This is a genomic window from Pantoea sp. NGS-ED-1003 (genome assembly GCF_000738765.1).
GTDB classification, from domain to species: Bacteria; Pseudomonadota; Gammaproteobacteria; order Enterobacterales; family Enterobacteriaceae; genus Pantoea; species Pantoea septica.
This window is the reverse complement of sequence record NZ_JPQA01000004.1, coordinates 245,604-271,337: the sequence shown is the minus strand read 5'-3', so window position 1 is coordinate 271,337 and position 25,734 is coordinate 245,604. Positions and strand designations below refer to the sequence as shown.

Sequence of the window (25,734 nt, the reverse complement as noted above, 5' to 3'; positions counted from 1 at the left end):
AGCAACGTGCTGTTAAAAGTCTGCGCTTATGTTGATATTCGCCCACTGATTTGGCACCCAATGTTGTGAATTGTGATCTGTCCCGTGGGTATGCATCAGGCAACCGGCCCGGGAAAGACAGGCCGGAAACAGGATATCAAAAGCGGTATTGGCAGCGACAGCCAAGGGCGGTAGCGTGCCTGAAACGCCTTTTATGTTTAGAAAATAATCAGTGCGTCACAACAGGTTAAGTCAGAGTAATCTGTTGGTATTCATCATGATTTTCTTGTTTTCTTGATAAGGAATCTGGTGTGAACGCACCCTGGAACTCCCCTCAGTTACGCATATGTCGACGAGAGACTGATTCGCTCAATTATTACACAGCTCAGGGCGTCACGGGTTAAAGGAAATAAAATAAAGAGTTAAATATGCGCGATACTGAAATTACGTTTAAAAGTCTTTTCACTAAATTGTTGTTGGCAGGTTCGGATTTAATTTGTTTTAACGCCGCATTATTCATAGCGCTGGCGTTAATTAATATGATGTCTGATTCGCCGCTGGCAGATATTTCTGAAAAAGATCTGCATTTGAAAATAGCTACGCATATTCTCCTGTCGGTAATTTGCGTCGGATGGTTCTGGGTCAGGCTGCGTCACTTTACCTACCGCAAACCATTCTGGTTCGAGCTGAAAGAAGTTTTTCGTACCATTCTTATTTTTTCTATTATCGACCTGTCGATTACCGCACTGTCGCAGTGGCAAATGTCGCGCTTCGTCTGGTTGCTGACCTGGGTGCTGGCGCTGGTGTTAATTCCGGTGGCGCGCGCGGTGGTTAAACATCTGCTTAATCATTATGGCCTGTGGAAAAAGCAGACCATTATTATCGGCAGCAGCAAAAATGCGCAGGAAGCCTGGCAGGCGCTGCAGAGCGAAGAGGTCATGGGTTTCGACGTTATCGCCTTTTACGATGTTGACGGCACCTGTCCGCAGGCGAGCATCTCCGGCGTGCCGGTGCTGCGCGAAGAGGCGGAACTCTGGAATCTGACCCACAGCGAAACGCAGTTCATCGTGGCGGTCGAATATGAGCAGAGCCAGTATCGCGACCTGTGGCTGAAGAACCTGGCGAGACACAACTGCCGCTCGGTCTCCGTTATCCCGACGCTGCGCGGCGTGCCGCTTTACGGCACCGACATGGCCTATATCTTCAGCCATGAAGTGATGATTCTGCGCGTTAATAACAATCTGGCGAAGCGTACCTCGCGCTTCCTGAAGCGAGCGTTCGATATCGTCGGCGCGCTGTCGATTATTATCATGCTGCTGCCTGCGCTGCTGGTGCTCGGCTTTCTGGTCGGCCGCGATGGCGGACCGCCGATTTACGGACACGAACGCGTCGGTATGAACGGCCGCAAGTTCAAATGCCTGAAGTTCCGCTCGATGGTGATCAACTCCAAAGAGGTGCTGGAAGAGGTGCTGCGCACCGATCCGGTGGCGCGCGCCGAGTGGGATAAAGATTTCAAACTGAAAAACGATCCACGCATCACCAAGGTCGGCCACTTTATCCGTAAAACCAGCCTGGATGAGCTGCCGCAGCTGTGGAACGTAGTGCGCGGCGACATGAGCCTCGTCGGTCCGCGCCCGGTGATTGAAGATGAACTTTGTCGTTATGCCGGGGATGTCGACTACTATCTGATGGCGAAACCGGGCATGACGGGATTGTGGCAGGTCAGCGGTCGTAACGACGTTGATTACGAAACGCGCGTCTATTTCGATTCGTGGTACGTAAAAAACTGGTCGCTGTGGAACGATATCGCCATTTTGTTCAAAACGGTCGGTGTCGTACTGAAGCGCGATGGGGCGTATTGATAGCAGGCGAGTGCGGGGAGCGAAATATGCACGCTCCCGGGTTCCTGGCGCCGCTGCTGGCAACGTCATTGGCGATAGCCGCCATTATCGTGGCTGAAGGAAGCCGTTAATTGATGCAGAAGGCAAGGTAGTGCGTTTGCTTATTCCGCCCAGTTAAACGGTAGCAACAAAAAAGAGTTAGGGAGCAAGTGATAATGACAGGCATTTTCAGTGCTTAGGCTGGCGAGTTTATTTTTTTTCAGCGCTTACACAGCGGCGTTTTCGCCTCTATCAATCAATAACTGATAGCGAAGATCTAGATGATTACAATCAAAACGAAATTGATACCCATGCTGGTATCCGCCACATTTCTCTCAGGGTGTACGGTTGTTCCAGGCCAGCACCTTTCCACTAGCGGAAAAGATGTCGTTGAGCAGCAGGACAGCAACTATGACATCGACAAATATGTCAATGTCTTCCCGTTAACGCCGCGCCTGGTCGAGCAGATGCGACCCAAGCCGCTGGTGGCGCAGGCCAACCCGGGGCTGCAGAACGAAATTCAGAACTATGAATACCGCATCGGCATCGGCGACGTCATTAACGTGACCGTCTGGGATCACCCAGAGCTGACCACGCCGGCCGGCCAGTACCGCAGCGCCAGCGACACCGGCAACTGGGTGCACTCCGACGGCACCATTTTCTATCCCTATATCGGCAAAGTCCGCGTGGTAGGCCGTACGGTCACCGAAGTGCGCGGCGAGATCGCGCGTCGCCTTGCGCAGTATATCGAGAGCCCGCAGGTTGATGTCAGCATTGCCTCCTTTAAGTCGCAGAAAACCTACGTGACCGGCGCCGTGACCACTTCGGGCCAGCAGCCGATCACCAACGTGCCGCTGACGGTGCTGGACGCCATCAACGCCGCGGGCGGCCTGGCGGCGGACGCCGACTGGCGCAACGTGGTGCTGACGCACAACGGCACCGAGCAGCGCATCTCGCTGCAGGCGCTGATGCAGAACGGCGACCTGAGCCAGAACCACCTGCTCTATCCGGGCGACATCCTCTACGTACCGCGCAACGACGATCTCAAAGTCTTCGTGATGGGCGAAGTGCGTCAGCAGTCGACGCTGAAGATGGACCGCAGCGGCATGACGCTGGCAGAAGCGCTGGGCAACGCTCAGGGTATGGATCAGACTGCCGCAGACGCCACCGGCGTATTCGTTATCCGTCCGATTCGCGGCACAAACCGCACCAAAATCGCCAACATCTATCAGCTGAACACCAAAGATGCGGCGGCGATGGTCATGGGTACCGAATTCCAACTTGAACCTTACGATATCGTCTATGTCACCTCGACGCCGCTGACGCGTTGGAACCGCGTGATTTCGCAGCTGCTGCCGACCATCGCCGGCATCAACGACGCGAGCGAGGCGGCGCTGCGCTTCCGCAACTGGTCGAACTAGGTTAAGCCATGATTACGTCCGTGTTAGTGGTCTGCGTCGGCAACATCTGCCGCTCTCCTACCGGAGAGCGCTTACTGAAGCGCGCGCTGCCGGAAAAGCGTATCGCCTCGGCGGGGCTCAGCGCCCTCAAGGGCTATCCGGCGGATCAAACCGCCAGCGAGGTGGCCGCACGTCATGGCCTCTCGCTGGAGGGGCATCACGCGCAGCAGTTAACCGCCAGTATGTGCCGCGATTTCGACCTGATTCTGGTGATGGAGAAACGTCATATCGAACAGGTCAATCGCATCGATCCAGCCGCGCGCGGAAAAACCATGCTGCTTGGGCACTGGCTCAACCAACAGGAAATCGCGGATCCGTATAGAAAAAGTCGTGAGGCCTTTGAAGAGGTTTACGGGTTACTGGAAAACGCTACCCAGAAATGGGTCAACGTATTAAGCCGATAGTTGGGATTATCCATGAATATTAAAAATAAGGTTATGACCGCGCCAAGAGAGGAGTCGACGGGATTCGATCTTGGCCACCTTTTGGGACAGCTGATCGATCATCGCTGGATCATTGTCGCCGTAACCGCCTTCTTTATGCTGGTGGGAACGCTCTACACACTCTTTGCAACGCCGATTTACAGCGCCGACGCCATGGTGCAGGTTGAGCAGAAAAACAGCAGCTCCGTGCTTTCGGATCTGCAAACCCTGATGCCGGCGACGCCGGAGTCGGATACCGAGATTCAGATCCTGGAATCGCGCATGGTCATCGGCAAGACCGTGAGCGATCTCGGTCTGGATACCGTGGTCGAGCAGAAGTACTTCCCGATTATCGGTAAAGGCCTGTCGCGCCTGATGGGCAACAAACCGGCGCAGATCGCCATCTCCCGTCTGGATATCCCGCGCACTGTCGACAAGCGCAGCGTTGAGCTGGAAGTTAACAGCCCGACAACCTATACCGTGACCAAAGATGGCGACGAGCTGTTTAAAGGCCAGGTAGGTCGTCTGGAGCAGCACGGCGAAATCACCATGCTGGTCAGCGGCATTCAGGCGGAAGAGGGCACCAGCTTCACCGTCACCAAGCTGAACGAGCTGCAGGCGATCAACTCCGTGCTGGCGAACCTGACCGTCGCCGATAAAGGCAAAGACACCGGCGTGCTGGGTCTGCAGTATGTGGGTGAAGATCCGGAGCACATCAGCCAGGTGCTGAACCAGATCGTCAACAACTATCTGCTGCAAAACGTCGAGCGCAAATCCGAGCAGGCTGAGAAGAGCCTCGAGTTCCTGCGCAACCAGCTGCCGCAGGTGCGCGCCAAGCTGGACGACGCTGAGAACAAGCTGAACGCGTTCCGTCGTCAGAACGAATCGGTCGATATGTCGCTGGAAGCGAAATCGGCGCTCGACTCCTCCGTCAGCGTGCAGAGCCAGCTGAACGAGCTGACCTTCCGCGAAGCTGAAGTGTCGCAGCTGTTCACCAAAGACCACCCGACCTACCGCGCACTGCTGGAAAAACGCAAAACGCTGGAAGGCGAACAGGCGCAGCTGAACAAGAAAATCTCTCAGATGCCGCAGACGCAGCAAGAGATCCTGCGTCTGACCCGCGACGTACAGGCGGGTCAGGAGATCTACATGCAGCTGCTGAACCGTCAGCAAGAGCTGGGCATCAGTAAAGCCAGCACCGTCGGCGACGTGCGTATCATCGATAACGCGGAAACGGCTAATGCGCCGGTCGCGCCGAAGAAAACGCTGATCATCGCCGCCAGCCTGCTGCTTGGTCTGGTCATCTCTGTAGGTCTGGTGCTGCTGAAGGCGCTGCTGCATCACGGCATCGAGAACCCGGAACAGCTGGAAGAGCTGGGTATGAACGTCTATGCGAGCGTGCCGCTCTCTGAATGGCAGCGTAAGAAAGACACCGAAGCGCTGGCGCGTCGCGGTCATAAAGTGAAGACCGACCCGCACGAAACGCTGCTGGCGCTGGGCAACCCGACCGACCTCTCTATCGAAGCGATCCGTAGCCTGCGTACCAGCCTGCACTTCGCGATGATGGAAGCGAAAAACAATATCCTGATGATCACCGGCGCGAGCCCAGGCATTGGTAAAACCTTTATCTGCGCCAACCTGGCGACGCTGGTGGCGAAAGCGGGTCAGCGCGTGCTGTTCATCGACGGCGATATGCGTCGCGGCTATACCCACGACCTGATCGGCGCGGATAACAAGTCTGGTCTCTCTAACGTGCTCTCCGGCAAAACCGAGTTCAGCCCGGCGATGATTCAGCGCGGTCCGTACGGCTTCGACTTCCTGCCGCGCGGTCAGGTGCCGCCGAACCCGTCGGAGCTGCTGATGCACCGCCGCATGGGTGAGCTGCTGGACTGGGCGAGCAAGAACTACGACCTGGTGCTGATCGATACGCCGCCGATTCTGGCCGTTACCGACGCCTCGATTATCGGCAAGCTGGCTGGCACCTCGCTGATGGTGGCGCGCTTTGAGACCAACACCGCGAAAGAGATCGACGTCAGCTTCAAGCGCTTCGCGCAAAACGGCATCGAGATCAAAGGCGTCATTCTGAACGCCGTGGTGCGTAAAGCCGCCAATGCCTACGGTTATGGCTACGACTATTACGACTACGAATATGGCAAGCCGACCAAAAGCTAAACTTTGACGATTAACGGGGCGGCAAGACCGCCCCTTTTTATCGTCTGTTAAAGACGACACGCAACGATGTACACAGGTGATTCTGTGTTTCGCGCCAGACGCCACGCATAACACGCATAACCGGGCGGGCGCCCATAACAGAATGGTTCAGCAACAGGCAGGCGCCTTCAGGCGCGGCTTTACGCAGAAAGCGTAAACGCCTGTCAGCTGGCAACGTGTGGAATTAAGGAATCACACCATGGCTCCATATTGGTATATATCAGGGTTTCTGCTGCTGATTTCCATCGTAGAAATCCTGCTGAAAAAAGACGAACGCACCACGCACATCCTGACTTATCTGCTTTGCATCGCCGCAGCGACGCTGGTGGTGTTCGGCGGTATCCGCGGCCTCGGCACCGGCATGGATGATTATCAGTACCGCAGCTTTTTCGCCGACTTTATCAACCGCATTCAGGTGAACGGCTTCGCCGAAACCGTGGCGTTTTTCCGCTATGAACCGCTGATTTTCGTGCTGGCGTATCTCACCAGCCTGGTATCGCACAACGCCGACATTTTCCTGTTTATCTTCTGCCTGCTGGCGGTGGCGGTTAACGCGGTCTTCTTTAAGAAGATGTCGCCTTATCCGATCCTGGCGCTGGCGCTCTATTCGGCGCATATCTTTATCAACAAAGATATGAACCAGATCCGCTTCGGCCTGAGCTCGGCGCTGTTCCTCGGCGTGATCTGGTATATCTACCTGAAGCGTTACTGGATGGCGCTCGCCTTTACCCTGCTGTCGTTTTTCAGCCACAACACCGCGGTAATGGTGGTGACCATCGTGCCGTTCCTGTTTATCCGCGACTCGCGCTGGTGGCCGGTGGCGATCATCCTGCTAAGCATTCCCGCCTCGAAAGTCGGTGGCACCAGCTTTATCTCGCTGATCTCGGCGCACATGGGATCGCTGGGGGAGAGGGCGGAAGGCTACAGCAACGAAACCTCCAACGCGGGCGAAGGCAGCATCTTCTCGGTGTCGAACCTGAAAAACATCATGCTGGTGTTTATCTTCGTCTACTTCCTGCTGAGCAACGAGATTAAAAAATATAACTACCAGCAGTATCGCCTTAACTACCTGCTGGTGCTGACCTTCGCCATCGGCGGCGGCATCCGTATCTTCTTCTATAACTATTCGTCGGGCGCGCGCCTCTCCAACTATCTGTTGCAGGTCGAGCCGATTATTCTGGCCTCGCTGGTGTATCAGGTTCGCCCGATACTCAAGCCGGCTATGTTCGCGATGTTCGCGTTCTTCCTTGTCTATTACCTCTACTACAACACGATTTCTCTGAAGCAGGCCGTTGTCGGCTATGAAGTTGCTCAGGAATTCAAGCTGTTCCATTAACCGGGGAGGTAACATGACTAAATCACTTATTGCTGCAGCCATCCTTTCGGCCGCCTGCTTCGCGCAGGCCGCCGAACGTGGCCCCTTTATTATCGACGCCTACGGCGACTCCACCACGGCGGGCGTGATGTCCTCCGGTGGAAAAAACATCATCGCGCCGGGTAATGAGATGGCCTGGCTGCAAAAAATGCTGCAAAGCAAATATGGCGACGCTATCGAGGTGAAAAACCACGGCGTGCCGGGCGCGCAGGCGGCGGAACTGCTCTACAACAAGGGCAAGGACGATCCCAGCGGCTGGAGCGAGCGCATGGCGAACTCCAGCGCGCAGCTTATCCTGCTCAACTATGCCATCAACGATGCGCGTCACTACTTTTTTAAAGACAAGAACGCCCATCTGGAAAGTCCGGAAGAGTATGGCCGCATTATGACCGCGCTGGTCAAAGAGGCGAAGGCGCACAACAAGCTGGTGGTGCTGCAGGAGCCGAATCCCATCTGCGGCAAAGTCGAGCGCTGGAACGTCTGGCCCTACGTCTATCAGCTCAATGAGGTCGCGAAGGCGGAAGGGGTGCCTGTCGTGAAGCAGTGGACGGCCATTAAGGCGCAGCGCGACTGGCAGAGCGGCATGTCGGCGGATTGTATCCATCCGTCCGAATCCCTTTATAAGCTGAAAGCGCAGCAGACCTTTGACGTCATCAATGCCAACTTCGGTAAACAGCTGTCGCAGCCCGGCAGCTAAACCCAACCTCACTCTGTGGCTTCAGGAGTTGTCATGTACGTATTAATCATGGTGGTGTCGTTCTGTCTGGCGCTGCTCTTTCTGCGCGCGACCGGGTTCCATAAAGGCGTCTACAACGGCAGCGGCATCAAAAGCATCTCCGGTCTGCGCGCGCTGCTGGCCAGCATCGTCGCCTTTTCCCATCTGGTGCACTATCTCTACTCGCTGGACGGCAACTGGATCTTCGATAAGGACTATTTCGTCTGGTTCTCCGAAGGCAACTTTTTCGTCAACGCCGGCAAGTTCGGCGTGCTGCTGTTCTTTATGATCTCGGCGTTTCTGTTCTATCGCTGGCTGGACAACGACGGCATGCCGGCGAGCCAGCTCACCTGGAAGTTGCTGAAGTCGCGCGTGCGCCGCATCGTGCCGATGTTCTGGTTCTCCGGGCTGGTGATCATTCTGGTCGGCCTGGCGCAGGGCGGTTTGCATATCAACGCGCACAGCATAACCGACGCCGTGCTCTGGCTGCTGTTCGTCGGCAGCTATCATATGGGCGACTTTCTCACCGCCGACGTCAACGCTGGCGTGGAGTGGACGCTGCGTCTGGAGTGGCTGCTCTATCTCTCTATCCCGCTGATTTTCGTGGTGAACCGTGCCACCAGCGGCAAGTACAAAACCCTGCTGATCCTCGGCTCCATCGGCGCGATTTTCTGCGTCGCCGTGGCGCTGCGCCTGTGGGGCAAAACCTATACCGACCCGCGTCCGGTGCTGGGCTTTGCGATGGGCTACTTCGCCTATACCTGGCGCGACCGGCTGGCGGTGTTTAAACAGTCGCGTATCGCGGGCGTGGTCTGCATCCTGCTGGCGATTTTCGCGCTCGCCTTCACCAGCAACGCCTTCTGGTATCTGGTGTTCCTCTGCTGCCTGACGGCGATCTTCTTCGTAGTGAGCAGCGGCAACAGCCTGCTGGGCATGCTGGAGAACAAAACCCTGATGTCGATCGGCGAGGTGAGCTATAGCCTCTATCTGATCCACGGCGTGGTGCTCTACTTCATTAAGCAGATCCCGCTCAGCATGGTGCCGCATAACATGGTGGTCTACACCCTGATCTCCACGCTGTTCTTCGTGCTGTCGTTCTACGTGGCGAAGATGACCTATCTCTATGTTGAAAAGCCCTTTATCGGCAGCAGCAACAAGAAGAAGGTAGCGGCCGAGGTTGCGCCCACCAAGCAGGATCGCACCGGTAACCCTTACTGATTATCACGGCTGCGTCCGGCGCCGCCGTGCGGCACGCAGCGCGTTTTTTTATCGATTTCAGCCCTGTTTTTAAGAGGTACTGGCATGAAGGACATTCGTTTCTCCATTGTAATCCCCGCGTATAACGCGTCGCAGTCGATCGTCGCGACGCTGGATTGCGTCAAGGCGCAGAGCTACCGCAATTTCGAAGTGATTATCGTTGACGATAAATCCGCCGATGCGGCGGCGCTGGCGGAGGTAGTCAACAGCGAGCGCTATCAGGATCTGGGCATTAACCTGGTGCTCTCTGAGGTGAAACTGAACGGCGCAGGCGCGCGCAATAAAGGCATTGAGCTGGCGACAGGGGACTACATCGCCTTTCTCGACGCGGACGACGAGTGGCACGCCGACAAACTGCTGGAGACCAGCCGTAAAATCCAGGAGCTGGAAGCGCAGGGCAAAAGCAAGTTCGTGATCTACAGCCAGGTGAACATCTATCAGGACGGCAGCTTCCTGAAGGTGATGCCGATGCAAACGCCAGGCAAAAACGAAACCGTGGCGGAGTATCTTTTCGGCTGCTACGGCTTTATCCAGACCAGCACCATCGTGCTGAAGCGCGAGGATGCCGCGCGCATCCAGTTTGATACGCGCTATATCCGCCATCAGGATTACGACTTCTGCATTCGCGCCGATCGTCTCGGCTATGAGTTCGTGATGATCGCGCGCCCGCTCGCCACCTACCATCTGGTGACGAAATTTGGATCCAAGCATAAAGGCGAATCGGTGAAATATTCGCTTTTCTGGCTGGATGCCATGAAGCCGCACCTGACCGCGCGCGATATCGACACCTACAAGGCGTTTAAGCTGCCGCTGCGCTACAAAATGGACGGCAAGTCGCTGATGGCGAGCCTGACCTTCGCGCGCTACTTCTTTCTCACCAACAAAGACAACCAGTCCTACTTCCTTAACCGCGTGAAAGACAAGTTAAGGGCGCGGCTGGGCGGTGAAAAAGCGGTTTCCTGACTCTTTCTTGCTCCCCGACGCGGGAGCGTTTTCCCGGAACGACACTTTTTTATTCAGGTATGAATATGACGAATCATGTTGGCACCGTAGGCATTGTGATGCCGATGTATAACGCACGCCAGACGGTTTTGCGCGCCGTGCAGTCGGTAATGAACCAGACCTGGCCGGACTGGCACCTTTACCTGATCAACGACAAATCTACCGATGATTCGCTGGCGCTGGTGCGCGAGCACTGTAACGATCCGCGCATTACCATTCTCGACAACGAGGTAAACCTCGGCGCGGCGGAGACCCGTAACGTCGGGCTGCGCGCGGCGAAAGAGGAGATTATCGCCTTCCTCGACAGCGACGACGAATGGCACGTCGACAAGCTGGCGCAGCAGGCGGCCGCCATCGCCTCAGGCGACGATTTCGTGATCACCGAATATCACTACAAAACCAAAAACGCCGATCACGACATCACCTACAGCAAACCTTACCTTCAGCAGGAAAACTTCGTGAAGAAGCAGTATCGCGTCTGTTTCTCCTCAGTCTGCTTCCGCCGTCCGCCGCAGGGGATTTTCTTCCAGCGTAAAGGGCACGAGGACTTCCTGTTCCTCTATGAACTCTTCACCCGCTACAAACAGGCGCGCGTGATTCAGAGCATTCTCGTCAACTATTACGAATTAGGCGATTCCCTTTCGCGCAACAAGAATAAAGCGGCGAAGTGGCACCTGGAATTATTAAGAATTATCTATAAAAACAATCCTTTAAAAATCTATTACTATTACGGCTGGTATATGGTGAACGGCGTACTGTTTACCCTTAAGCATCGATAACAGGATTGTCTTTTTACTCTTTTGAGGTGGGTAGCGTTAAATGAAAAAAATCGTCCTGGTGATCAAAGATGCCTATTCGTATGCCGGCACTGAGAACATCTGCAACTTTATGTCCGAGTGTCTGGGCGAAACGCACGACGTCACCATCTATTCGCTGGAAGGCAGCGGTAAAACCTTCTATCCCTTTGAGCACGTCAAAGAGATCGTCAGCTTCGAGGGACACAGCAATCCGATCAAAAGCATTGTCAGACGCATTCACAGCGAAGAGGTCGACAGCGTATTTCTGATCAGCATGGGGCGTCTGAGCGTGATGTTCGCTTTCTGGAGCCTGCTCTCCGGCAAGAAAAAACGCTTCAAGGCCTATGCCTGCGAACATATCGCCATCAACTCCTTCAGCAAGCCGATCAAACTCCTCAAGTACCTGCTGCTGCGCTACTACGATCAGGTCATCGTCCTGACCGACAAAGACCATCAGGTCTTCTCCCGCTGGCGCATTCCGAGCAAGCAAATCCCCAATCCAGTGGTGTACAAAGCCTTTGAGCGCACCTCGCGCAGCCGTCAGGCGCTGGCGGTGGGCCGCCTCGATCACCAGAAAGGGTTCGATCTGCTGCTCGATATCTGGCGCGACTTCGCGCAAACCCATCCGGAGTGGACGCTGGTGATCGCCGGCGACGGCGAGCTGCGCCAGCAGCTGGAAGATCAGGCGGCGGCGCTCGGCATCACCGGCAGCGTTAACTTCGTTGGCCGCGTCAGCAATATCAACGACTACTACCGCGACAGCGATATGGCGCTGATGACCTCGCGCTATGAAGGACTGCCGCTGGTGCTGCTCGAAGCCAAATCCTGGTCGCTGCCGGTGGTGGCCTATGACTGCCCGACCGGCCCGCAGGAGATTATCAACCAGGGCGAAGATGGCTTCCTGGTGCCGATGAACGACAAAGCGACCTTCCTGGCGCGCATGGATCAGCTCGCCAGCGACGACGCGCTTTTCTACGCCATGAGTCAGAAAACAAAAATTACCGCGCTGAAATTCGACGGTAAGCAGATTAAGCAGAGCTGGCTGGCGCTGGTTTAACAGCGGCAAGGGACGGGCCTGATTGCAACGTGCCTCAGGGGACACTGTTATGGCCCATTGCGCGGCCCCATCGACTACGGGATTAGATGCATGAAAAGAAGAGAAGTCTTGCAGAGCGCAGCCTCCTCCATTGTTGCCGCACTCTCCGTCAGTGCGTTCTCCAGCCACGCCGCGAAAACCAGCGGCGTCGCCCTGAAAGCGGTCGACCCGGCGGCGGTGCCGAAAGGCGACGTGCCGATTCTGACGCCGGAGAACCTCTACGCCATGCCGCCGCAGTTCTGGCAGGGCTTCGAAGGGCAACTCTGGATCGGCAAGGCGGGCAGCGACGCCAGCCAGGCCGGCAACCAGATCCCGGTTTTTCTGCGCGACGACAGCGGCAAGCTGGCGCAAATCACCCAGCCGATCGCGCTCAACAAAGGCAGCTTTGCCCGCTTCGTTCACGACAACGCCGCGCTGATCGCCGATCCGTCGCACTCAATGACGGTGAAAGACAAAGACGGCAACACGCTGTTTAACATTCCCGACGTCAACCGACCGGGCCAGGCGGCGTTCAGCCAGCGTCTGGCGCAGCCGGGCGGGTATCAGCTGATTGGCGAGATCGCCTCGGTTGAAGAGCTGCGCAAAACCCGCCCGCTGTTCGAAGGGGCGAAAATCAAGCTGAAAAGCTGGCATGAAGGGCTGGAAATGGGCGGCGGCGAGTTTGTCGGCAGCTTCCAGAGCGCGAAAGACGACGGCGGCGTGAACTTCGCCGGCGAGGGCTTTCACTGGCGCCGCGTGGTGGACGATTTTAACCGCCTGTCGCTGTTCGACTTCGGCGCCATCGCCGACGGCAAAACCGACGCCGCGCCCGCCATCAAAGCGATGTACCAGTGGTCGGAACAGGCGCAGCAGCCTATCTGCGTGCAGTTTCCCGCCGGCACCTTCTTCGTTTCCGCCTGCGATTTCGGCAGCGAAGGGCGCCGCTTTTTCCGCATTTCCGGCGCGATGGTCAACTTCGGCTACTTCCCGGCCACCACCATCGTCTCCGACGGCCAGTCGGAGTTCGTCTTCGACGTCAACGCGCGCTGGGTCGAGATCTCTAACCTGATCTTCAACGGCAACAGCGACAAGCGTCCCAATAAACAGGGGCTGTTCCGCAACACCTGCGACGGCGGCCAGTTCTTCCGCGGCGCCTGTCTGCGCTTTAACGCGGTGGGCGGCACCGCGCTCAGCCTGCTGGATACGCTCGACTGCAAAATCGACCAGTGGTACGCCTCGCGCTGCACCGGCGACGTGATAAAAGCGGGCTGGTCGGGCCGCAAGGCGGGCGCTTGGGATCACAGCACCGCTATCGAGCTCTCCAACTTCAACGCGCAGAACTGCCGCGGCGGCATGGTGCTAAACCTGCCGCGCTGCAGCCAGTCGATTATTCATAATGGCTGGATCGAGCACTGCGATCATCCGGGCGACATCTCCAACGGTCAGTGGATCGTCGATGCCCTGAGCCTGGAAGATTGCAAAAACCCGCTGATTGCGCACAACTCGCGCCTCAATATGCGCCAGACCAATCTACAGTCCGGTAGCTGGATCGATAACTCCGATCAGGGCGAGCGCTGGCTCAATGTCTGGGAGATGGGATCGACGCGCGTAGAGTCTTACGGCGTCGCCATCGACGGCAGCCTGAAATACAACTACATCACCTCGCGCTGGCGGCTGGAGAACAACAGCGACCAGCAGACGTGGTTTGAGCTGGGCACGCTCTATTCGCCCTCTGTCGGCGACGCCTGGGAGATCGAAATCTTCGGCCAGTCGGAGTTCAGCAACGGCAGCACCAGCCAGCCGCTGATGAATCCGATCGCCGATCGCTCCACCGGCGGCCGCGCGGTCATCCAGGTGCAGCGTAAGAAGAGCAAGGCGGAAGCGAGCTGGTCGGCGGAGGGTAGCAGCCCGGTCGTCGAAGTGCGCTACGTCGCCGCCAACGACAGCGAAGTGCGTATCTTCGTGAAGCTGGCGGGCTGGACGCCGTCTGCGGTGGTGCTGATGAAGACCACCAGCAAAGATCGCTTCGCCACCGGCCGCTGCGCGCGCGTCAGCGCCAGCATGGAGAAAGCTGCGCCGCCGTCCGGCAACGTGGCGGCGCCGCAGCGCTTTAGCCTGCATAACGGCAAGGCGGGCATCGGCGGCAACGAGCAGGGCGATCTGCTGCTGGCGTCGCGCGCGCTTAACGCTGAGCAGGTGGACACCAGCAAGCCGAAAGGCTTTATCTCAATGGTGATTAACGGCGAACAGTGCGCCGTGCCCTATTTCGCCGTGAAGGGCTAATAACCGTTTATCGCGCGCAGGGAGGCGCGCGAGCAGCATCCTCTGGAGCCTTTTTTAGCTAGCATATTGGTTTTTTTTTGAACGCAGAGTTTACTTTGCCCGTCAGGACAGGGCGGCTTGTTTATCCGACGCATCGCAGCGGTAACGGTCGGGTAAAAAATTAAAAGAATTTTTCGGAGTTGTTGATGAAAATTTTATTGGTGGGTAACCACACGTGTGGGAATCGCGGGGATGGCGCGATTCTCCGCGGGCTGATCGATTCAATACATGCCGCCCGCAGTGATATAGAGATTGACGCGATCAGCCGTTATCCAACGAGCTCTGGGTATTTGCTCCAGCAGGACATTCAGCAGGACTCGCTGTTTTTGCACAACAGCAAGGCGGCGAAGGGACTGATCGGCACGGTAAAGCGCAAGGTCGCCAACCGACTGATGCCGAACATTATGATGGCGCATCTGGGTAAAGGCGGCCTGTTTAAATCCTTTGGCGTACCGGCACATCTGCAAACTTTCGCCGACAGCCTGAAGCAGTACGACGCCATTATCCAGGTCGGCGGCTCTTTCTTCGTCGATCTTTACGGCGTGACGCAGTTCGACCATGCGCTCTGCGCCCTGATGGCGAAAAAGCCGATCTATCTGATCGGCCACTCGGTCGGCCCTTTTCAGAACCCGCGCGTCAACGCGCTGGCGAACTTTGTTTTTGACCGCGTCGACAGCCTGGTGCTGCGCGAGTCGGTCAGCCTCGACCTGATGAAAAAAGATGGCGTCACCACGCGGAAAGTCGCGCCGGGCGTCGACACCGCCTTTCTGGTGCGCGCGCGCAGCGTCGAGCAGCCGAGCCATAACCTGCTGCACTGGCAAAACATCATCAGCAGCCGCAAAACCATCGCCATTACCGTGCGCGAGCTGGCGCCGTTCGACAAGCGCCTTGGCGTGACGCAGCAAGAGTATGAAGCCGCCTTTGGCCGCGTGATCAACGCGATGATCGCCGAAGGCTATCAGGTGGTCGCCTTCTCCACCTGCACCGGCATCGACAGCTATGCCAAAGACGATCGCATGGTGGCGCTGACCCTGCGCGACAGCGTCGAGCGTCCGGAGAACTACCACGTCATCATGGATGAGTTCAACGACCTGGAGCTGGGCATTCTGCTGAGCCGCTGCCATCTCACTATCGGCACGCGCCTGCACTCTGCCATTATCTCCATGAACTTCGGCACGCCCGCTGTGGCTATCAACTATGAACACAAGTCGATGGGCGTCATGAATCAGCTCGGTCTGCCGCAAATGGCGACCGACGTGAAGAGCCTGATGGACGGCTCGCTGATCGGCAAAGTAAAAGAGGTGCTGGCGAATTACGACGCCATCAAGCAGCAGGTCGATACGGCGGTTGCGCATGAGCGCGAAGTCGGTAACCGGATCACAGAAGAGATCCTCAACGTATTGGGGTAATGCTATGAAACTGACTTTTTTCACCATGCGTTTCCCGGTCGCCTCTGAGACCTTCGTGCTGAACCAGGTGACCCATTTTATCGACGCCGGCTACGACGTCGAGATTATCTCCGTGTTCCCGGGCGATCTGGTGAACCGTCATGCAGCCTTCGACGAATATCAGCTGGCGGCGCGCACCCACTATCTGCTGCCGGAAGAGAAGGTCTCGAACCTCGACAAGCTCAACCAGCGCCTGAAGCTGGTGCTGCCGAAAGTGGCGAAACCGGCGCTGATCCGCTCGCTGAACGTGCGTCGCTACGGCGCGCAGTCCAGCAAGCTGCTGTTGCCCTCTATCGTAGCGAATACACGCCAGCCCTATACCGCTGACGTGTTCCTGGTGCATTTCGGCTACGCGGGCGCGTTGGCCAATAAGCTGCGCGAACTCGGCGTGCTGGTAGGCAAACAGGCGACGGTGTTTCACGGCGCGGATATTTCGCGTCGCCATATCCTGGAAGAGCATAAGCAGGACTACGTTAATCTGTTCGAACAGAGCGAGCTGCTGCTGCCGATTAGCCATCTGTGGGAGCGCAAGCTGATTGAGATGGGCTGCCCGCCGGAGAAGATCCACGTTACGCGCATGGGCATAGAGCCGGAGAAGTTCAATTTCGAGCCGCGCCAGGCGTTTCACTCGCCGCTGCGCATTGTTTCCGTGGCGCGTCTCACTGAGAAGAAGGGGCTCGACGTAGCGGTGAAGGCCAGCGAACTCCTGAAGCAGCGCGGCGGCCAGTTTGAGTTCACCATTATCGGCAACGGCGATCAGGATGAGATGATGCGCGAGCATATCGCCAACGCCGGTCTGGAGGATTGCGTCAGCATGCCGGGCTTTAAGCCGCAGGAGGAGATCCGCGCCGCCCTGAGCGAGGCGGATATCTTCCTGCTGCCGTCAAAAACCGCCGCCGATGGCGATATGGAAGGCATTCCGGTCGCGCTAATGGAGGCGATGGCGGTGGGGCTGCCGGTGGTATCCACCTTCCACAGCGGCATTCCAGAGCTGATTGAGAACAACGTTTCAGGCTGGCTGGTGCCGGAAAACGACGCCGAGGCGCTGGCCGATACGCTCTTCAGGCTCTCTCAGGGCGATATCGACGTCGCGCCGGTCGTTGCGGCGGCGCGCCGCAAGGTCGAAACGGAATTTAACCAACATATCGCCTACGGCGAGCTGGCGAGGCTACTGGAGCAGCTGGCGTGAGTGGTTTGAAAAAACAGGCGATATGGCTGTTTGGCAGTACCTGTTTTGCCGCAGTGCTGCAGGTGCTGCAGCTTAGCGTGCTGGCGCGCAAGCTGGAGGCGCACGAGCTGGGGCTGCTGGCGATCGTTAATGCTATTCTGGCGGTCGCCACCGTGCTGCAGGATATGGGGATGAGCAGCTATATCGTGCATCGCCAGGAGATTAGCCGACGCGAGCAGAGCACCATTTACTGGGTCAACGTTTCGCTGAGCCTGGTAACCGGTCTGATCCTGATTGGCGTCGCGTATCCCATCGCCTGGTTCTATCACCTGCCGGAGCTGGTGGGGCTGATTATGCTCACCAGCCTCAACTTCCTCGTGCTGGGGCATCTGTCGCAGTATCAGGCGCACTACATCAAAACCAAACGCATGGTGCTGCTGGCGAAAATCGAGATGGCGACCAAGCTGTTTGCGTTCGCCTGCACCGTGGCCATGCTTTACTTTACCTCGCTGACGGTCGCTGCGGCGATCCTCGGCCTGTTTATCAACGCCTTTACCCGCATCCTCTGCCTGATCGCCTTCGGCGAGAAGTCGTGGCGGCCGACCCGAGAGTTTGACAAAGCCACCTTTGTCAGCGCGGTGCGCTACGGCATCTATCAGCTCGGCTCGCAGACCATTAACCAGCTGCGTACCCAGGCGGATGCCCTGATTGTCGGCAAAGTGATGGGCGCCGAGATGCTCGGCATCTACTCGCTGGCGAAAGAGCTGATCCTTCAGCCGCTCAAGCTGGTGTCGCCGGTGATTAACCGCCTGGCGCTGCCGCGCTTCGCCGAGAAGCAGCAGGATCCAGAGCAGCTGAAAAAACTGTTCCTGAAGGGCACCTTCGTCATCATGTTGTTCAGCAGCGCGATGTACCTCGCCATCGGCATTCTCTCGCCGGTAATTGTGCGCGTGCTGTATGGGGCGTCGCACGAGCAGGTCTACCATCTGATCCCGCTGATGCTGCTGTTCGGCATGCTGCGGCCGATGGGCGGGCTGACCGGCGCGATTTCGCAAGCCAACGGGCGCACCAGCGTCGAGTTCTACTGGAATGTGGTGGCGAGTCTGGTGGTGCTGGCGGTGCTGGCGACCACCTTTATCTGGCCAAACGTGCTCTATGTGGCGCTGACGCTGTCGATCTCGCAGGTGTTGATCTCCGCCTTCGCGCATCCGTTCTTTATCAAGCCGGTGATTGGCATTCGCTTTATGCCCTATGCGCGCCAGTGGGTGTCGGTGTCGGCGATATTTATCGCGGTCATCGCGCTGGTAAACCATTTTAACCTGTTCGTTAAGCCGGAATGGTTCGAAGGCTGGCTCTGATCGACGCGTTTCCTCTCGGGCGGCCAGCGTGCCGCCCGAGTCTTTTTTAGCCTGGCATTAACCTTTGCCGAACGGCGTTACCCACCCAGGTTTTAACCCGGCGCTTAGCGCTTGTGTTTGCTCACTTTATGGCGTGCCTGAACAGTGGGAAAAAGATGAATTTCTAAGGGATGACAGGCATTTAGTGTCGGTTTTTCGGATAAAGATTATACTTGCAGTTCTGGCCGATCCTGCATAATCGACCGCACGTATTCACTTCATGAAATGGAAAAAATATGACCAAGCTTAAAGCAGTAATCCCGGTTGCGGGTCTCGGTATGCATATGCTCCCGGCGACGAAAGCAATTCCAAAAGAGATGCTGCCTGTCGTTGATAAGCCGATGATTCAATACATCATTGATGAGTGCGTTGCTGCAGGCATCAAAGAGATCGTGCTGGTCACCCATGCTTCCAAAAATGCGGTGGAAAACCACTTCGATACCACTTACGAGCTGGAAGCGCTGCTCGAAGCGCGCGTAAAACGTCAGCTGCTGAGCGAAGTGCAGTCAATTTGCCCGCCGGGCGTGACCATTATGAACGTACGTCAGGCGCAGCCGCTGGGTCTTGGCCACTCTATTCTGTGCGCCCGCCCGATGATCGGCGACAACCCTTTTGTGGTGGTGCTGCCGGACGTGCTGCTGGATGACTCCACCGCCGACCACCTGCGCTACAACCTTGCCGCTATGGTGGCGCGTTTCGAAGAGACCGGCCACAGCCAGGTGCTGGCGCAGCATATGCCGACCGCCGATCTCTCTGAGTACTCCGTTATCACCACCGAGCAGCCGCTGGATAACCCGGGCGACGTCAGCACCATCACCGATTTCGTTGAGAAGCCGGATCAGCCAGCGCCGCTGAACTCCGATCTGGCTGCAGTCGGCCGCTATGTGCTCTCTGCTGATATCTGGGGCGAGCTTGAGCGCACCGAGCCGGGCGCATGGGGCCGTATTCAGCTTACCGACGCTATCGCCAGCCTGAGCCAGAAGAAGCCGGTCGATGCCGCGCTGCTGACCGGTCGCAGCTTCGACTGCGGTCGTAAACTGGGCTATATGCAGGCGTTTGTTACTTACGGCCTGCGCAGCAACAGCATGGGGCAGGATTTCCGCGCCGCCATTGAGAAAATTCTGGCAAAATAACCTTTTCTCACGTTTTGCCGCGCACCGACGCGGCAGCTTAGACAGGAGCACACATGGCTATTTTGGTAACGGGCGGGGCGGGATACATCGGCTCGCATACGGTGCTGGCGTTATTGCAGCGCGGCGACGACGTTGTAGTACTGGATAACCTGTGCAACGCCTCGCGCGAGGCGATTAATCGCGTTGAGAAGCTGGCAGGTAAAAAAGCGACCTTCGTCGAAGGCGATATTCGCGACCGTGCCTGCCTGCGCGATCTGTTCGCCAGCAACGATATCGCGGCGGTGATTCACTTCGCCGCGCTGAAAGCGGTAGGGGAGTCGACCCGTATGCCACTGGAGTACTACGAGAACAACGTTGCCGGCACCGTGGTACTGCTGGAAGAGATGCGCGCCGCTGGCGTCTATAACTTTATCTTCAGCTCTTCCGCCACCGTCTACGGCGCCGACGCGCCGGTTCCCTACGTGGAAACCACGCCGATTGGCGGCACGACCAGCCCTTACGGCACCTCCAAGCTGATGATTGAGTTCGTGATGCGCGATTTCGCCTTCGCCGAACCGAAATTCAAAGCTATCGCGCTGCGCTACTTTAACCCGGTCGGCGCGCACGAGTCTGGCGAGATCGGCGAAGACCCGACCGGCATTCCCAACAACCTGCTGCCCTATATCGCGCAGGTAGCGATTGGCCGTCTGCCGCAGCTCGGCGTGTTCGGCGGCGATTACCCGACGCCGGACGGCACCTGTCAGCGCGACTACATTCACGTCGTCGACCTGGCGGAAGGGCATCTGAAAGCGCTCGACCATTTACCGAAGGTTGAAGGTTACAAGGCCTACAATCTCGGCGCGGGTAAAGGCTATTCGGTGCTGGAGATGATCAAGGCGTTTGAAGCGGCGTCCGGTAAGCAGATTCCTTACGAGATCAAACCGCGTCGCGACGGTGACCTGGCGGCCTTCTGGGCCGACGCGAGCCTGGCGGATAAAGAGCTGGACTGGCGCGTGACGCGCGGGATCAAAGAGATGATGCGCGATACGTGGAACTGGCAGTCGAAAAATCCTGACGGATTTAAATAATTTTCTTGCTGAATATGAGCCTGTCTATGGACAGGCTTTTTTTATGGATTTGATATTGAAATCAACCCAGAAACTTTAACGCTATCAGGCAAAGTGATAAGATGTTTGTTTAAAAACTTTGTTGATTAAATTAATTTCAATAAAGCATACTACCTCAGTCGTTAAGCACATTGGCAGCTTCGAGTCAAGGGCGGTAGCATTCAATAAATTTAGCCAATGAATTAAAGTACAGAAGGTATTTCAAGCGCTAGTGTTCAAGAGGTTGACAGTGGAAAAAATATCCAGAGTATACGAAGTATTATTGGTTCTCACACAAAAAGATATAAAAGTAAAGTATAAAAACAATAAGTTAGGGTATTTATGGGCTCTGGCAAACCCTTTATTTTTTACATTGATTTACTATCTTGCTTTTAAAGTTTTCATGCGCGTGCAGGTTGAAAATTATCCTGCTTTTCTAGTGTGCGCGCTGTTTCCATGGCAATGGATCACTAATAGTATAACCAATGGCGCATGGTGCTTTCTGGGGAATGCACAAATAATTAAAAAAACAACCTTCCCTAAATTCACTTTAATCCTGAGCAACGTTTTTATGGAAGGATTCCATTTTTTAATGTCTGTACCAGTTATATTACTTTTTTTGTGGTACAGCGGTATTAACTTACATCTGGATATAATTTTTTTTCTACCGCTTTTATGTATTATACAAATAATATTGTCATTCAGCCTGTCACTCCTGTTCTCAACATTGTGTGTTTTTTTTAGAGATATCGAAAGGTTTGTAACCTTAGCAATGACGGCTTTGTTTTATGCTACTCCCATATTCTATTCAGAAAAGATGATACCTGAGAATTATCAATGGATAATTAAAATAAATCCGTTTGCCGAACTGATAACGCTATGGAGAAACCTGTTCATGAGCGGCGCTTTCGATTGGTTTGCTTATTTTAAAATACTCAGTATCGGTATGGTGTTTCTTGTATTGGCGTCTTTTATCTATAATAAGCTTAAATTTAAATTTGCGGAAGTTCTGTAAACATGAAGAGATATGTAATAGAAGCGAAAGCTGTTAGGAAGGACTATCCATTTTATAACCATATTAGTGGTGGTATAAAAAGTTTATTACTAAAACCAAATAAAATCAAAGAATTTTTAAGTGCTCGGAAATTTACCGCGCTACATGATGTTAATTTTTCCATTAGTAAAGGCGAAGCTGTTGCAATTATCGGTAGGAACGGCGCTGGAAAAAGCACATTACTTTCCCTTCTAACTGGGGTAATGAGGCCAACTTATGGGGAAATTAAAGTTGCAGGTAGAGTGGCAGCAATGTTAGAGCTTGGTGGCGGCTTCCATAGCGAATTAACGGGACGTGAAAATATAATAATGAACGCAACGTTATTAGGTTTGCCGTTAAAGATCACTAAGCAAAGATTAGAAAAAATAATTGAATTCTCAGAGTTAGGTGAATTTATTGACCAACCGATAAGAACATATTCTTCAGGTATGTTAGCCAAATTAGGGTTCTCGGTTATAACTAGTGTTGAACCAGAAATTTTAATTATCGATGAAGTTTTAGCTGTAGGAGATATCGCGTTTCAAAAAAAATGCCTAAAAACAATTAAAGAATTCAAAGATAAGGGCACGACAGTTGTACTAGTTTCACATAATGCCAATGACGTTAGAGCATTTTGTGATCGCACTATATGGATTGATAATCATACACAGGTTGCTGACGGCAAAACAGCAGACATTCTCCCTTTATATGAACGAATGATGAATGCCTAAAATAGCGATTATCACCAGAACAAAAAACAGAAATCAGTTTCTTAATCGAGCCATCGAGAGCGTACTTTCTCAGACTTATAAAGACTGGGTTCATGTGATCGTAAATGATGGTGGAGATGAAAAAGAGTTAGATGAAACAGTTAGACCTTACTTGCCTGATTATTCGAATAGATTAAAAATAATTCACAAGCCATATAGTTCTGGCATGGAAGCCGCAACGAATACAGGCATCAAGAGTTCAGATTCTCAGTGGCTTGCTATACATGACGACGATGATACTTGGGATAAAGACTTTCTTAAATTGATGCTTAATCATATAGAAACGCACGAACTTGATGGATGCGTATGCCATGTTAAGCAGATATTTGAAACTGAAAAGAATGGCTTTATTGATATTAATAGTTGCCGATATTTCAATCCCGATTTAAAAAAGCTAAGAGTTAAAGATATTAAATCGAAAAATATTTTTATGCCTATATCTTTTGTTTTCTCAAGAGAAATATGCAAAGAAATCGGTGGTTTTGATGAGAGTTTTTTAGTTTGTGGAGACTGGGACTTTCATTATCGCTATTTAAATCATGCCAATGTTGGATTGATTTCTTTACCGTTAGCAAATTATCACATAAGAGAAATGAGTCAGAGCAGTTTTGAATCGATGAATTCCATACATAAAAAAGATCTACATAATAATTATAAAATGAAATTCATAATGAAACACAAAATTACTAAAACCGATTTATGGCGTGGTCTTATTAGAGACTTTGTTTTTTCTAAACCAATGAGATATTTTCTAAGGAAAGTGAAATGAAGCGGTATATCGGGTATTTAAGACACGCGATGGAAATGTTTAAATATTTTGCTCTATCGCTGATTCATGGCAAGGATTTGAAGTTAGTTATTGATAATAGCAGCAAGATTAAACAAAGCGATTTGCTTTTGTTTTGTACATTGCGTAATGAGTCGAAGAGAATAAAGTATTTTATAGAATATTACAAAAATATTGGAGTCGATCATTTCATCTTTGTTGATAATGATTCTGAAGACGATTTTAAAGAGATCATAAAAAATTATAGTGACGTAACGGTATATCACACGAAATCAAGTTATAAAAAATCTAATTTTGGTATGCACTGGCTTAATTTCCTGTTAAGAAAACATGGTAATAATCATTGGTGCATAACATGTGACCCTGACGAGTTTTTGGTAGTTCCGAATGAAGATGAAAGAAGTGTTTCGCGCTTAGTCAATTATCTTGATGAAACTGCAAGACGCTCCTTTTTTACCATCATGATCGACATGTACGGTAAAGATAGCCCAAGCGATACTTTTTACACAGAAGGAATGGATCCTTTATCAATTTGTAGATTTTATGACAAAGAAGGCTACTTTTTCACTGAAAATCCAGAGATGAATTCGCTATGGATTCAGGGGGGAGTGAGAATGAGAAAGCTTTACAAAAAGCAGCCATATAAAGCTCCAGCTTTAAATAAAACGCCATTAGTAAAATGGAAGTGGTATTACAGTTATATCTCATCGATGCATACACTTTTACCTCGACGACTGAATGGCGGCTATAAATATTCTTTGACAGGTGCTTTGTTACATTTTAAATACGTATCATTGTTAATAGAAAAAGTAGAAGAAGAACAGGTAAGAAAGCAGCATTATGGTAACTCTTCAGAATACCAGGGTTATAAAACATTTCTTGATGAGGAGTTTTATCATGAGTTTATCAGTCAAGAATACAGGGGCTATAAAGATTTACTTGACGCAGGTCTAATCACTAACAGGGAGTGGTTGTAATGAAACTAGGTTTCTTAGTATTAGCTCATGAAAAACTCGATGCGCTGAGAGGGCTACTAAATGCATTAACTTCATTCACTGAAGATTGTGTCATTTTACATATAGATAAAAAGTCGCCACTAAATAAAGAAATCAATCAAATAAAAAATGAATTTCCCGATGCGATATTAGTTCCAAGTATTGATGTCGTTTGGGGAGAATCATCAATAGTTGACGCAACGCTTCGGGGCATGGAAGCAGCTTTATCGACTGATATTGATTATTTGATATTGCTTAGCGGAACAGCTATGCCAATCCAAGGACGAACGCAATTAATAAATTTCCTTGAGCAAAAAAAAGGCACAGACTTTATAGAATGTCATAACCCATCTTCAGGTAAGTGGGTGATAGACGGTCTGGAGAAGGAAAGATGGGAGCATTATAATTTCTTTAACTGGCGAATAGACCCAATATTTTTCTCTGTTTCACATAAAATCCAAAGAAAGTTTAAAGTTAGACGAAAATTACCGGGTAACATTGCCCCGATGTTGGGCTCGCAGTGGTGGTGCCTGTCAATTCAGACAGTAGACAAAGTCGTTGAATTTACTAAAAATCATGATGCCTTGAAATACCTCAAAAGGACATGGATACCAGATGAGTTTTATATACAGAGCGTAGTTAGTCATGTAAAAAATGGAGAAGGTATTGAGCCAATACTAATGTATTACAGATTTAACGATGCTGGAATTCCAAAGGTTTTCTCCATTAAAGATATCAAAGAGTTAGAGAATGCAAAAAAATATTTTTTTGCAAGGAAAATCAACCTCAAGGATAGCAAAATGGTAGAAAGGCTTAAAGATAATTACAAAGAGTCGAATGTCAGCATCGATGTTGAAGATATTACCCATCCTATACCAAGGTCAAGGAAAAAGTTTATACATGAAATAGGGATTTATACTAAACTCTCTCCTGTTTTTATATTTATCTCCAATAAAAATATAGAGCAGGATATAAAAAATACATTAGAAAAAGTTAAAGAAAATTTCCCAATGTCAATGGTATATCATCAGCTATTCTCTAAGTCCATCATTGATTATGGGTTAGAAGAAGAAAGTAAATTATACAATGAAACTGATGTGATATTAAGAGATTATAATATAGAAAGTTTTATAAGCCATATATTCGATAATGGTAAAATAAATATAGCAATATTAGATATAAAAGATTTTGACAAGGTAAATTATTACCTTATGAAAAACCCTCTAGTTAAATATGTTTTTTATCCTTCAAGTGATTTTTTAGATTATGACCTCTTTTATAGCATTATCAAAAAGATCAGATTTTTAAATTCTCAAGGATTAAATGTAATTGAAAGCAGTAACCTTGATGATTTATTTCAAAAAGTGTTATCTGAAATTAAATCTGATCCATTTTGCAATCGCTTTCTTTAACTAATAAATAA

The 25,734-nt window shown here is 52.6% G+C and carries 21 protein-coding genes; all 21 read left to right on the top strand.

The genetic code is table 11. The features are described 5' to 3' along the window. The first annotated feature begins 407 nt into the window (after positions 1-407). The 21 genes from wbaP to JS46_RS09820 all read left to right on the top strand — a co-directional run bounded on the left by wbaP (position 408) and on the right by JS46_RS09820 (position 25,723). The gene (wbaP, locus tag JS46_RS09910; protein WP_033750200.1) at positions 408-1,841 is read left to right on the top strand and encodes an undecaprenyl-phosphate galactose phosphotransferase WbaP; all 1,434 of its coding nucleotides are present in this window, start codon (positions 408-410) and stop codon (positions 1,839-1,841) included. Between the two features lie 299 nt (positions 1,842-2,140). After that, the gene (locus tag JS46_RS09905) at positions 2,141-3,280 is read left to right on the top strand and encodes a polysaccharide export protein (protein WP_033750198.1); all 1,140 of its coding nucleotides are present in this window, start codon (positions 2,141-2,143) and stop codon (positions 3,278-3,280) included. A gap of 8 nt (positions 3,281-3,288) precedes the next feature. Beyond that, on the top strand, positions 3,289-3,723 hold the full coding sequence (locus tag JS46_RS09900; protein ID WP_033750196.1) for a protein-tyrosine-phosphatase: 435 nt from the start codon (positions 3,289-3,291) through the stop codon (positions 3,721-3,723). Positions 3,724-3,735: 12 nt separating this feature from the next. Continuing rightward, a complete protein-coding gene (gene wzc, locus JS46_RS09895; RefSeq protein WP_033750193.1) occupies positions 3,736-5,913 on the top strand; it encodes a tyrosine-protein kinase Wzc in 2,178 nt (725 codons plus the stop codon). Between the two features lie 238 nt (positions 5,914-6,151). Further along, complete coding sequence (locus tag JS46_RS09890) at positions 6,152-7,288, top strand: EpsG family protein (protein WP_033750190.1); 1,137 nt, start codon at positions 6,152-6,154, stop codon at positions 7,286-7,288. A gap of 13 nt (positions 7,289-7,301) precedes the next feature. Next, positions 7,302-8,024, top strand: coding sequence for an SGNH/GDSL hydrolase family protein (locus JS46_RS09885; protein WP_033750188.1), 723 nt, complete (start codon positions 7,302-7,304; stop codon positions 8,022-8,024). A 33-nt stretch (positions 8,025-8,057) separates the two neighbouring features. Then, positions 8,058-9,260: an acyltransferase gene (locus JS46_RS09880; protein ID WP_033750185.1), complete on the top strand. Its 1,203-nt coding sequence runs from the start codon at positions 8,058-8,060 to the stop codon at positions 9,258-9,260. A gap of 84 nt (positions 9,261-9,344) precedes the next feature. Beyond that, positions 9,345-10,262 (top strand): glycosyltransferase family 2 protein, encoded by a 918-nt coding sequence (locus tag JS46_RS09875; RefSeq protein ID WP_033750183.1) that lies wholly within the window; start codon positions 9,345-9,347, stop codon positions 10,260-10,262. A 65-nt stretch (positions 10,263-10,327) separates the two neighbouring features. After that, the gene (locus JS46_RS09870; protein ID WP_033750743.1) at positions 10,328-11,080 is read left to right on the top strand and encodes a glycosyltransferase family 2 protein; all 753 of its coding nucleotides are present in this window, start codon (positions 10,328-10,330) and stop codon (positions 11,078-11,080) included. Positions 11,081-11,120: 40 nt separating this feature from the next. Then, positions 11,121-12,155 (top strand): glycosyltransferase, encoded by a 1,035-nt coding sequence (locus tag JS46_RS09865; RefSeq protein ID WP_033750181.1) that lies wholly within the window; start codon positions 11,121-11,123, stop codon positions 12,153-12,155. A gap of 90 nt (positions 12,156-12,245) precedes the next feature. After that, entirely contained in the window at positions 12,246-14,456 is a 2,211-nt protein-coding gene (locus JS46_RS09860; protein ID WP_033750179.1) for a phage tailspike protein, read from the top strand. Between the two features lie 185 nt (positions 14,457-14,641). Next, positions 14,642-15,904 carry a colanic acid biosynthesis pyruvyl transferase WcaK gene (wcaK, locus tag JS46_RS09855; RefSeq protein ID WP_033750177.1) on the top strand — a complete coding sequence of 421 codons (1,263 nt, stop codon included), beginning with the start codon at positions 14,642-14,644 and terminating at the stop codon, positions 15,902-15,904. A gap of 4 nt (positions 15,905-15,908) precedes the next feature. Continuing rightward, positions 15,909-17,132, top strand: a complete 1,224-nt coding sequence (locus JS46_RS09850; protein ID WP_033750174.1) for a glycosyltransferase — start codon at positions 15,909-15,911, stop codon at positions 17,130-17,132. After that, positions 17,129-18,469: an MOP flippase family protein gene (locus tag JS46_RS09845; RefSeq protein ID WP_033750170.1), complete on the top strand. Its 1,341-nt coding sequence runs from the start codon at positions 17,129-17,131 to the stop codon at positions 18,467-18,469. The genes JS46_RS09850 and JS46_RS09845 overlap by 4 nt, the downstream gene beginning before the upstream one ends. Before the next feature lie 275 nt (positions 18,470-18,744). Continuing rightward, positions 18,745-19,641, top strand: a complete 897-nt coding sequence (gene galF, locus JS46_RS09840; protein ID WP_033750167.1) for a UTP--glucose-1-phosphate uridylyltransferase GalF — start codon at positions 18,745-18,747, stop codon at positions 19,639-19,641. Between the two features lie 53 nt (positions 19,642-19,694). Next, positions 19,695-20,708, top strand: a complete 1,014-nt coding sequence (gene galE / locus JS46_RS09835; protein ID WP_033750163.1) for a UDP-glucose 4-epimerase GalE — start codon at positions 19,695-19,697, stop codon at positions 20,706-20,708. 268 nt (positions 20,709-20,976) lie between these two features. Next, positions 20,977-21,741 carry an ABC transporter permease gene (locus JS46_RS09830; RefSeq protein WP_033750162.1) on the top strand — a complete coding sequence of 255 codons (765 nt, stop codon included), beginning with the start codon at positions 20,977-20,979 and terminating at the stop codon, positions 21,739-21,741. Between the two features lie 2 nt (positions 21,742-21,743). Further along, the gene (locus JS46_RS23365) at positions 21,744-22,490 is read left to right on the top strand and encodes an ABC transporter ATP-binding protein (RefSeq protein WP_072010422.1); all 747 of its coding nucleotides are present in this window, start codon (positions 21,744-21,746) and stop codon (positions 22,488-22,490) included. Next, positions 22,483-23,298 (top strand): glycosyltransferase, encoded by an 816-nt coding sequence (locus tag JS46_RS23360; protein ID WP_072010421.1) that lies wholly within the window; start codon positions 22,483-22,485, stop codon positions 23,296-23,298. The genes JS46_RS23365 and JS46_RS23360 overlap by 8 nt, the downstream gene beginning before the upstream one ends. After that, a complete protein-coding gene (locus tag JS46_RS09825; protein ID WP_033750158.1) occupies positions 23,295-24,293 on the top strand; it encodes a glycosyltransferase family 2 protein in 999 nt (332 codons plus the stop codon). The genes JS46_RS23360 and JS46_RS09825 overlap by 4 nt, the downstream gene beginning before the upstream one ends. Next, positions 24,293-25,723 (top strand): beta-1,6-N-acetylglucosaminyltransferase, encoded by a 1,431-nt coding sequence (locus JS46_RS09820; RefSeq protein ID WP_033750155.1) that lies wholly within the window; start codon positions 24,293-24,295, stop codon positions 25,721-25,723. The genes JS46_RS09825 and JS46_RS09820 overlap by 1 nt, the downstream gene beginning before the upstream one ends. Positions 25,724-25,734 lie beyond the last annotated feature (11 nt).

Coding starts and splice junctions, on each gene's coding strand:
- wbaP (WP_033750200.1), top strand. CDS start 408: ATGCGCGATACTGAAATTACGTTTAAAAGTCTTTTCACTAAATTGTTG.
- JS46_RS09905 (WP_033750198.1), top strand. CDS start 2,141: ATGATTACAATCAAAACGAAATTGATACCCATGCTGGTATCCGCCACA.
- JS46_RS09900 (WP_033750196.1), top strand. CDS start 3,289: ATGATTACGTCCGTGTTAGTGGTCTGCGTCGGCAACATCTGCCGCTCT.
- wzc (WP_033750193.1), top strand. CDS start 3,736: ATGAATATTAAAAATAAGGTTATGACCGCGCCAAGAGAGGAGTCGACG.
- JS46_RS09890 (WP_033750190.1), top strand. CDS start 6,152: ATGGCTCCATATTGGTATATATCAGGGTTTCTGCTGCTGATTTCCATC.
- JS46_RS09885 (WP_033750188.1), top strand. CDS start 7,302: ATGACTAAATCACTTATTGCTGCAGCCATCCTTTCGGCCGCCTGCTTC.
- JS46_RS09880 (WP_033750185.1), top strand. CDS start 8,058: ATGTACGTATTAATCATGGTGGTGTCGTTCTGTCTGGCGCTGCTCTTT.
- JS46_RS09875 (WP_033750183.1), top strand. CDS start 9,345: ATGAAGGACATTCGTTTCTCCATTGTAATCCCCGCGTATAACGCGTCG.
- JS46_RS09870 (WP_033750743.1), top strand. CDS start 10,328: ATGACGAATCATGTTGGCACCGTAGGCATTGTGATGCCGATGTATAAC.
- JS46_RS09865 (WP_033750181.1), top strand. CDS start 11,121: ATGAAAAAAATCGTCCTGGTGATCAAAGATGCCTATTCGTATGCCGGC.
- JS46_RS09860 (WP_033750179.1), top strand. CDS start 12,246: ATGAAAAGAAGAGAAGTCTTGCAGAGCGCAGCCTCCTCCATTGTTGCC.
- wcaK (WP_033750177.1), top strand. CDS start 14,642: ATGAAAATTTTATTGGTGGGTAACCACACGTGTGGGAATCGCGGGGAT.
- JS46_RS09850 (WP_033750174.1), top strand. CDS start 15,909: ATGAAACTGACTTTTTTCACCATGCGTTTCCCGGTCGCCTCTGAGACC.
- galF (WP_033750167.1), top strand. CDS start 18,745: ATGACCAAGCTTAAAGCAGTAATCCCGGTTGCGGGTCTCGGTATGCAT.
- galE (WP_033750163.1), top strand. CDS start 19,695: ATGGCTATTTTGGTAACGGGCGGGGCGGGATACATCGGCTCGCATACG.
- JS46_RS23365 (WP_072010422.1), top strand. CDS start 21,744: ATGAAGAGATATGTAATAGAAGCGAAAGCTGTTAGGAAGGACTATCCA.
- JS46_RS23360 (WP_072010421.1), top strand. CDS start 22,483: ATGCCTAAAATAGCGATTATCACCAGAACAAAAAACAGAAATCAGTTT.
- JS46_RS09825 (WP_033750158.1), top strand. CDS start 23,295: ATGAAGCGGTATATCGGGTATTTAAGACACGCGATGGAAATGTTTAAA.
- JS46_RS09820 (WP_033750155.1), top strand. CDS start 24,293: ATGAAACTAGGTTTCTTAGTATTAGCTCATGAAAAACTCGATGCGCTG.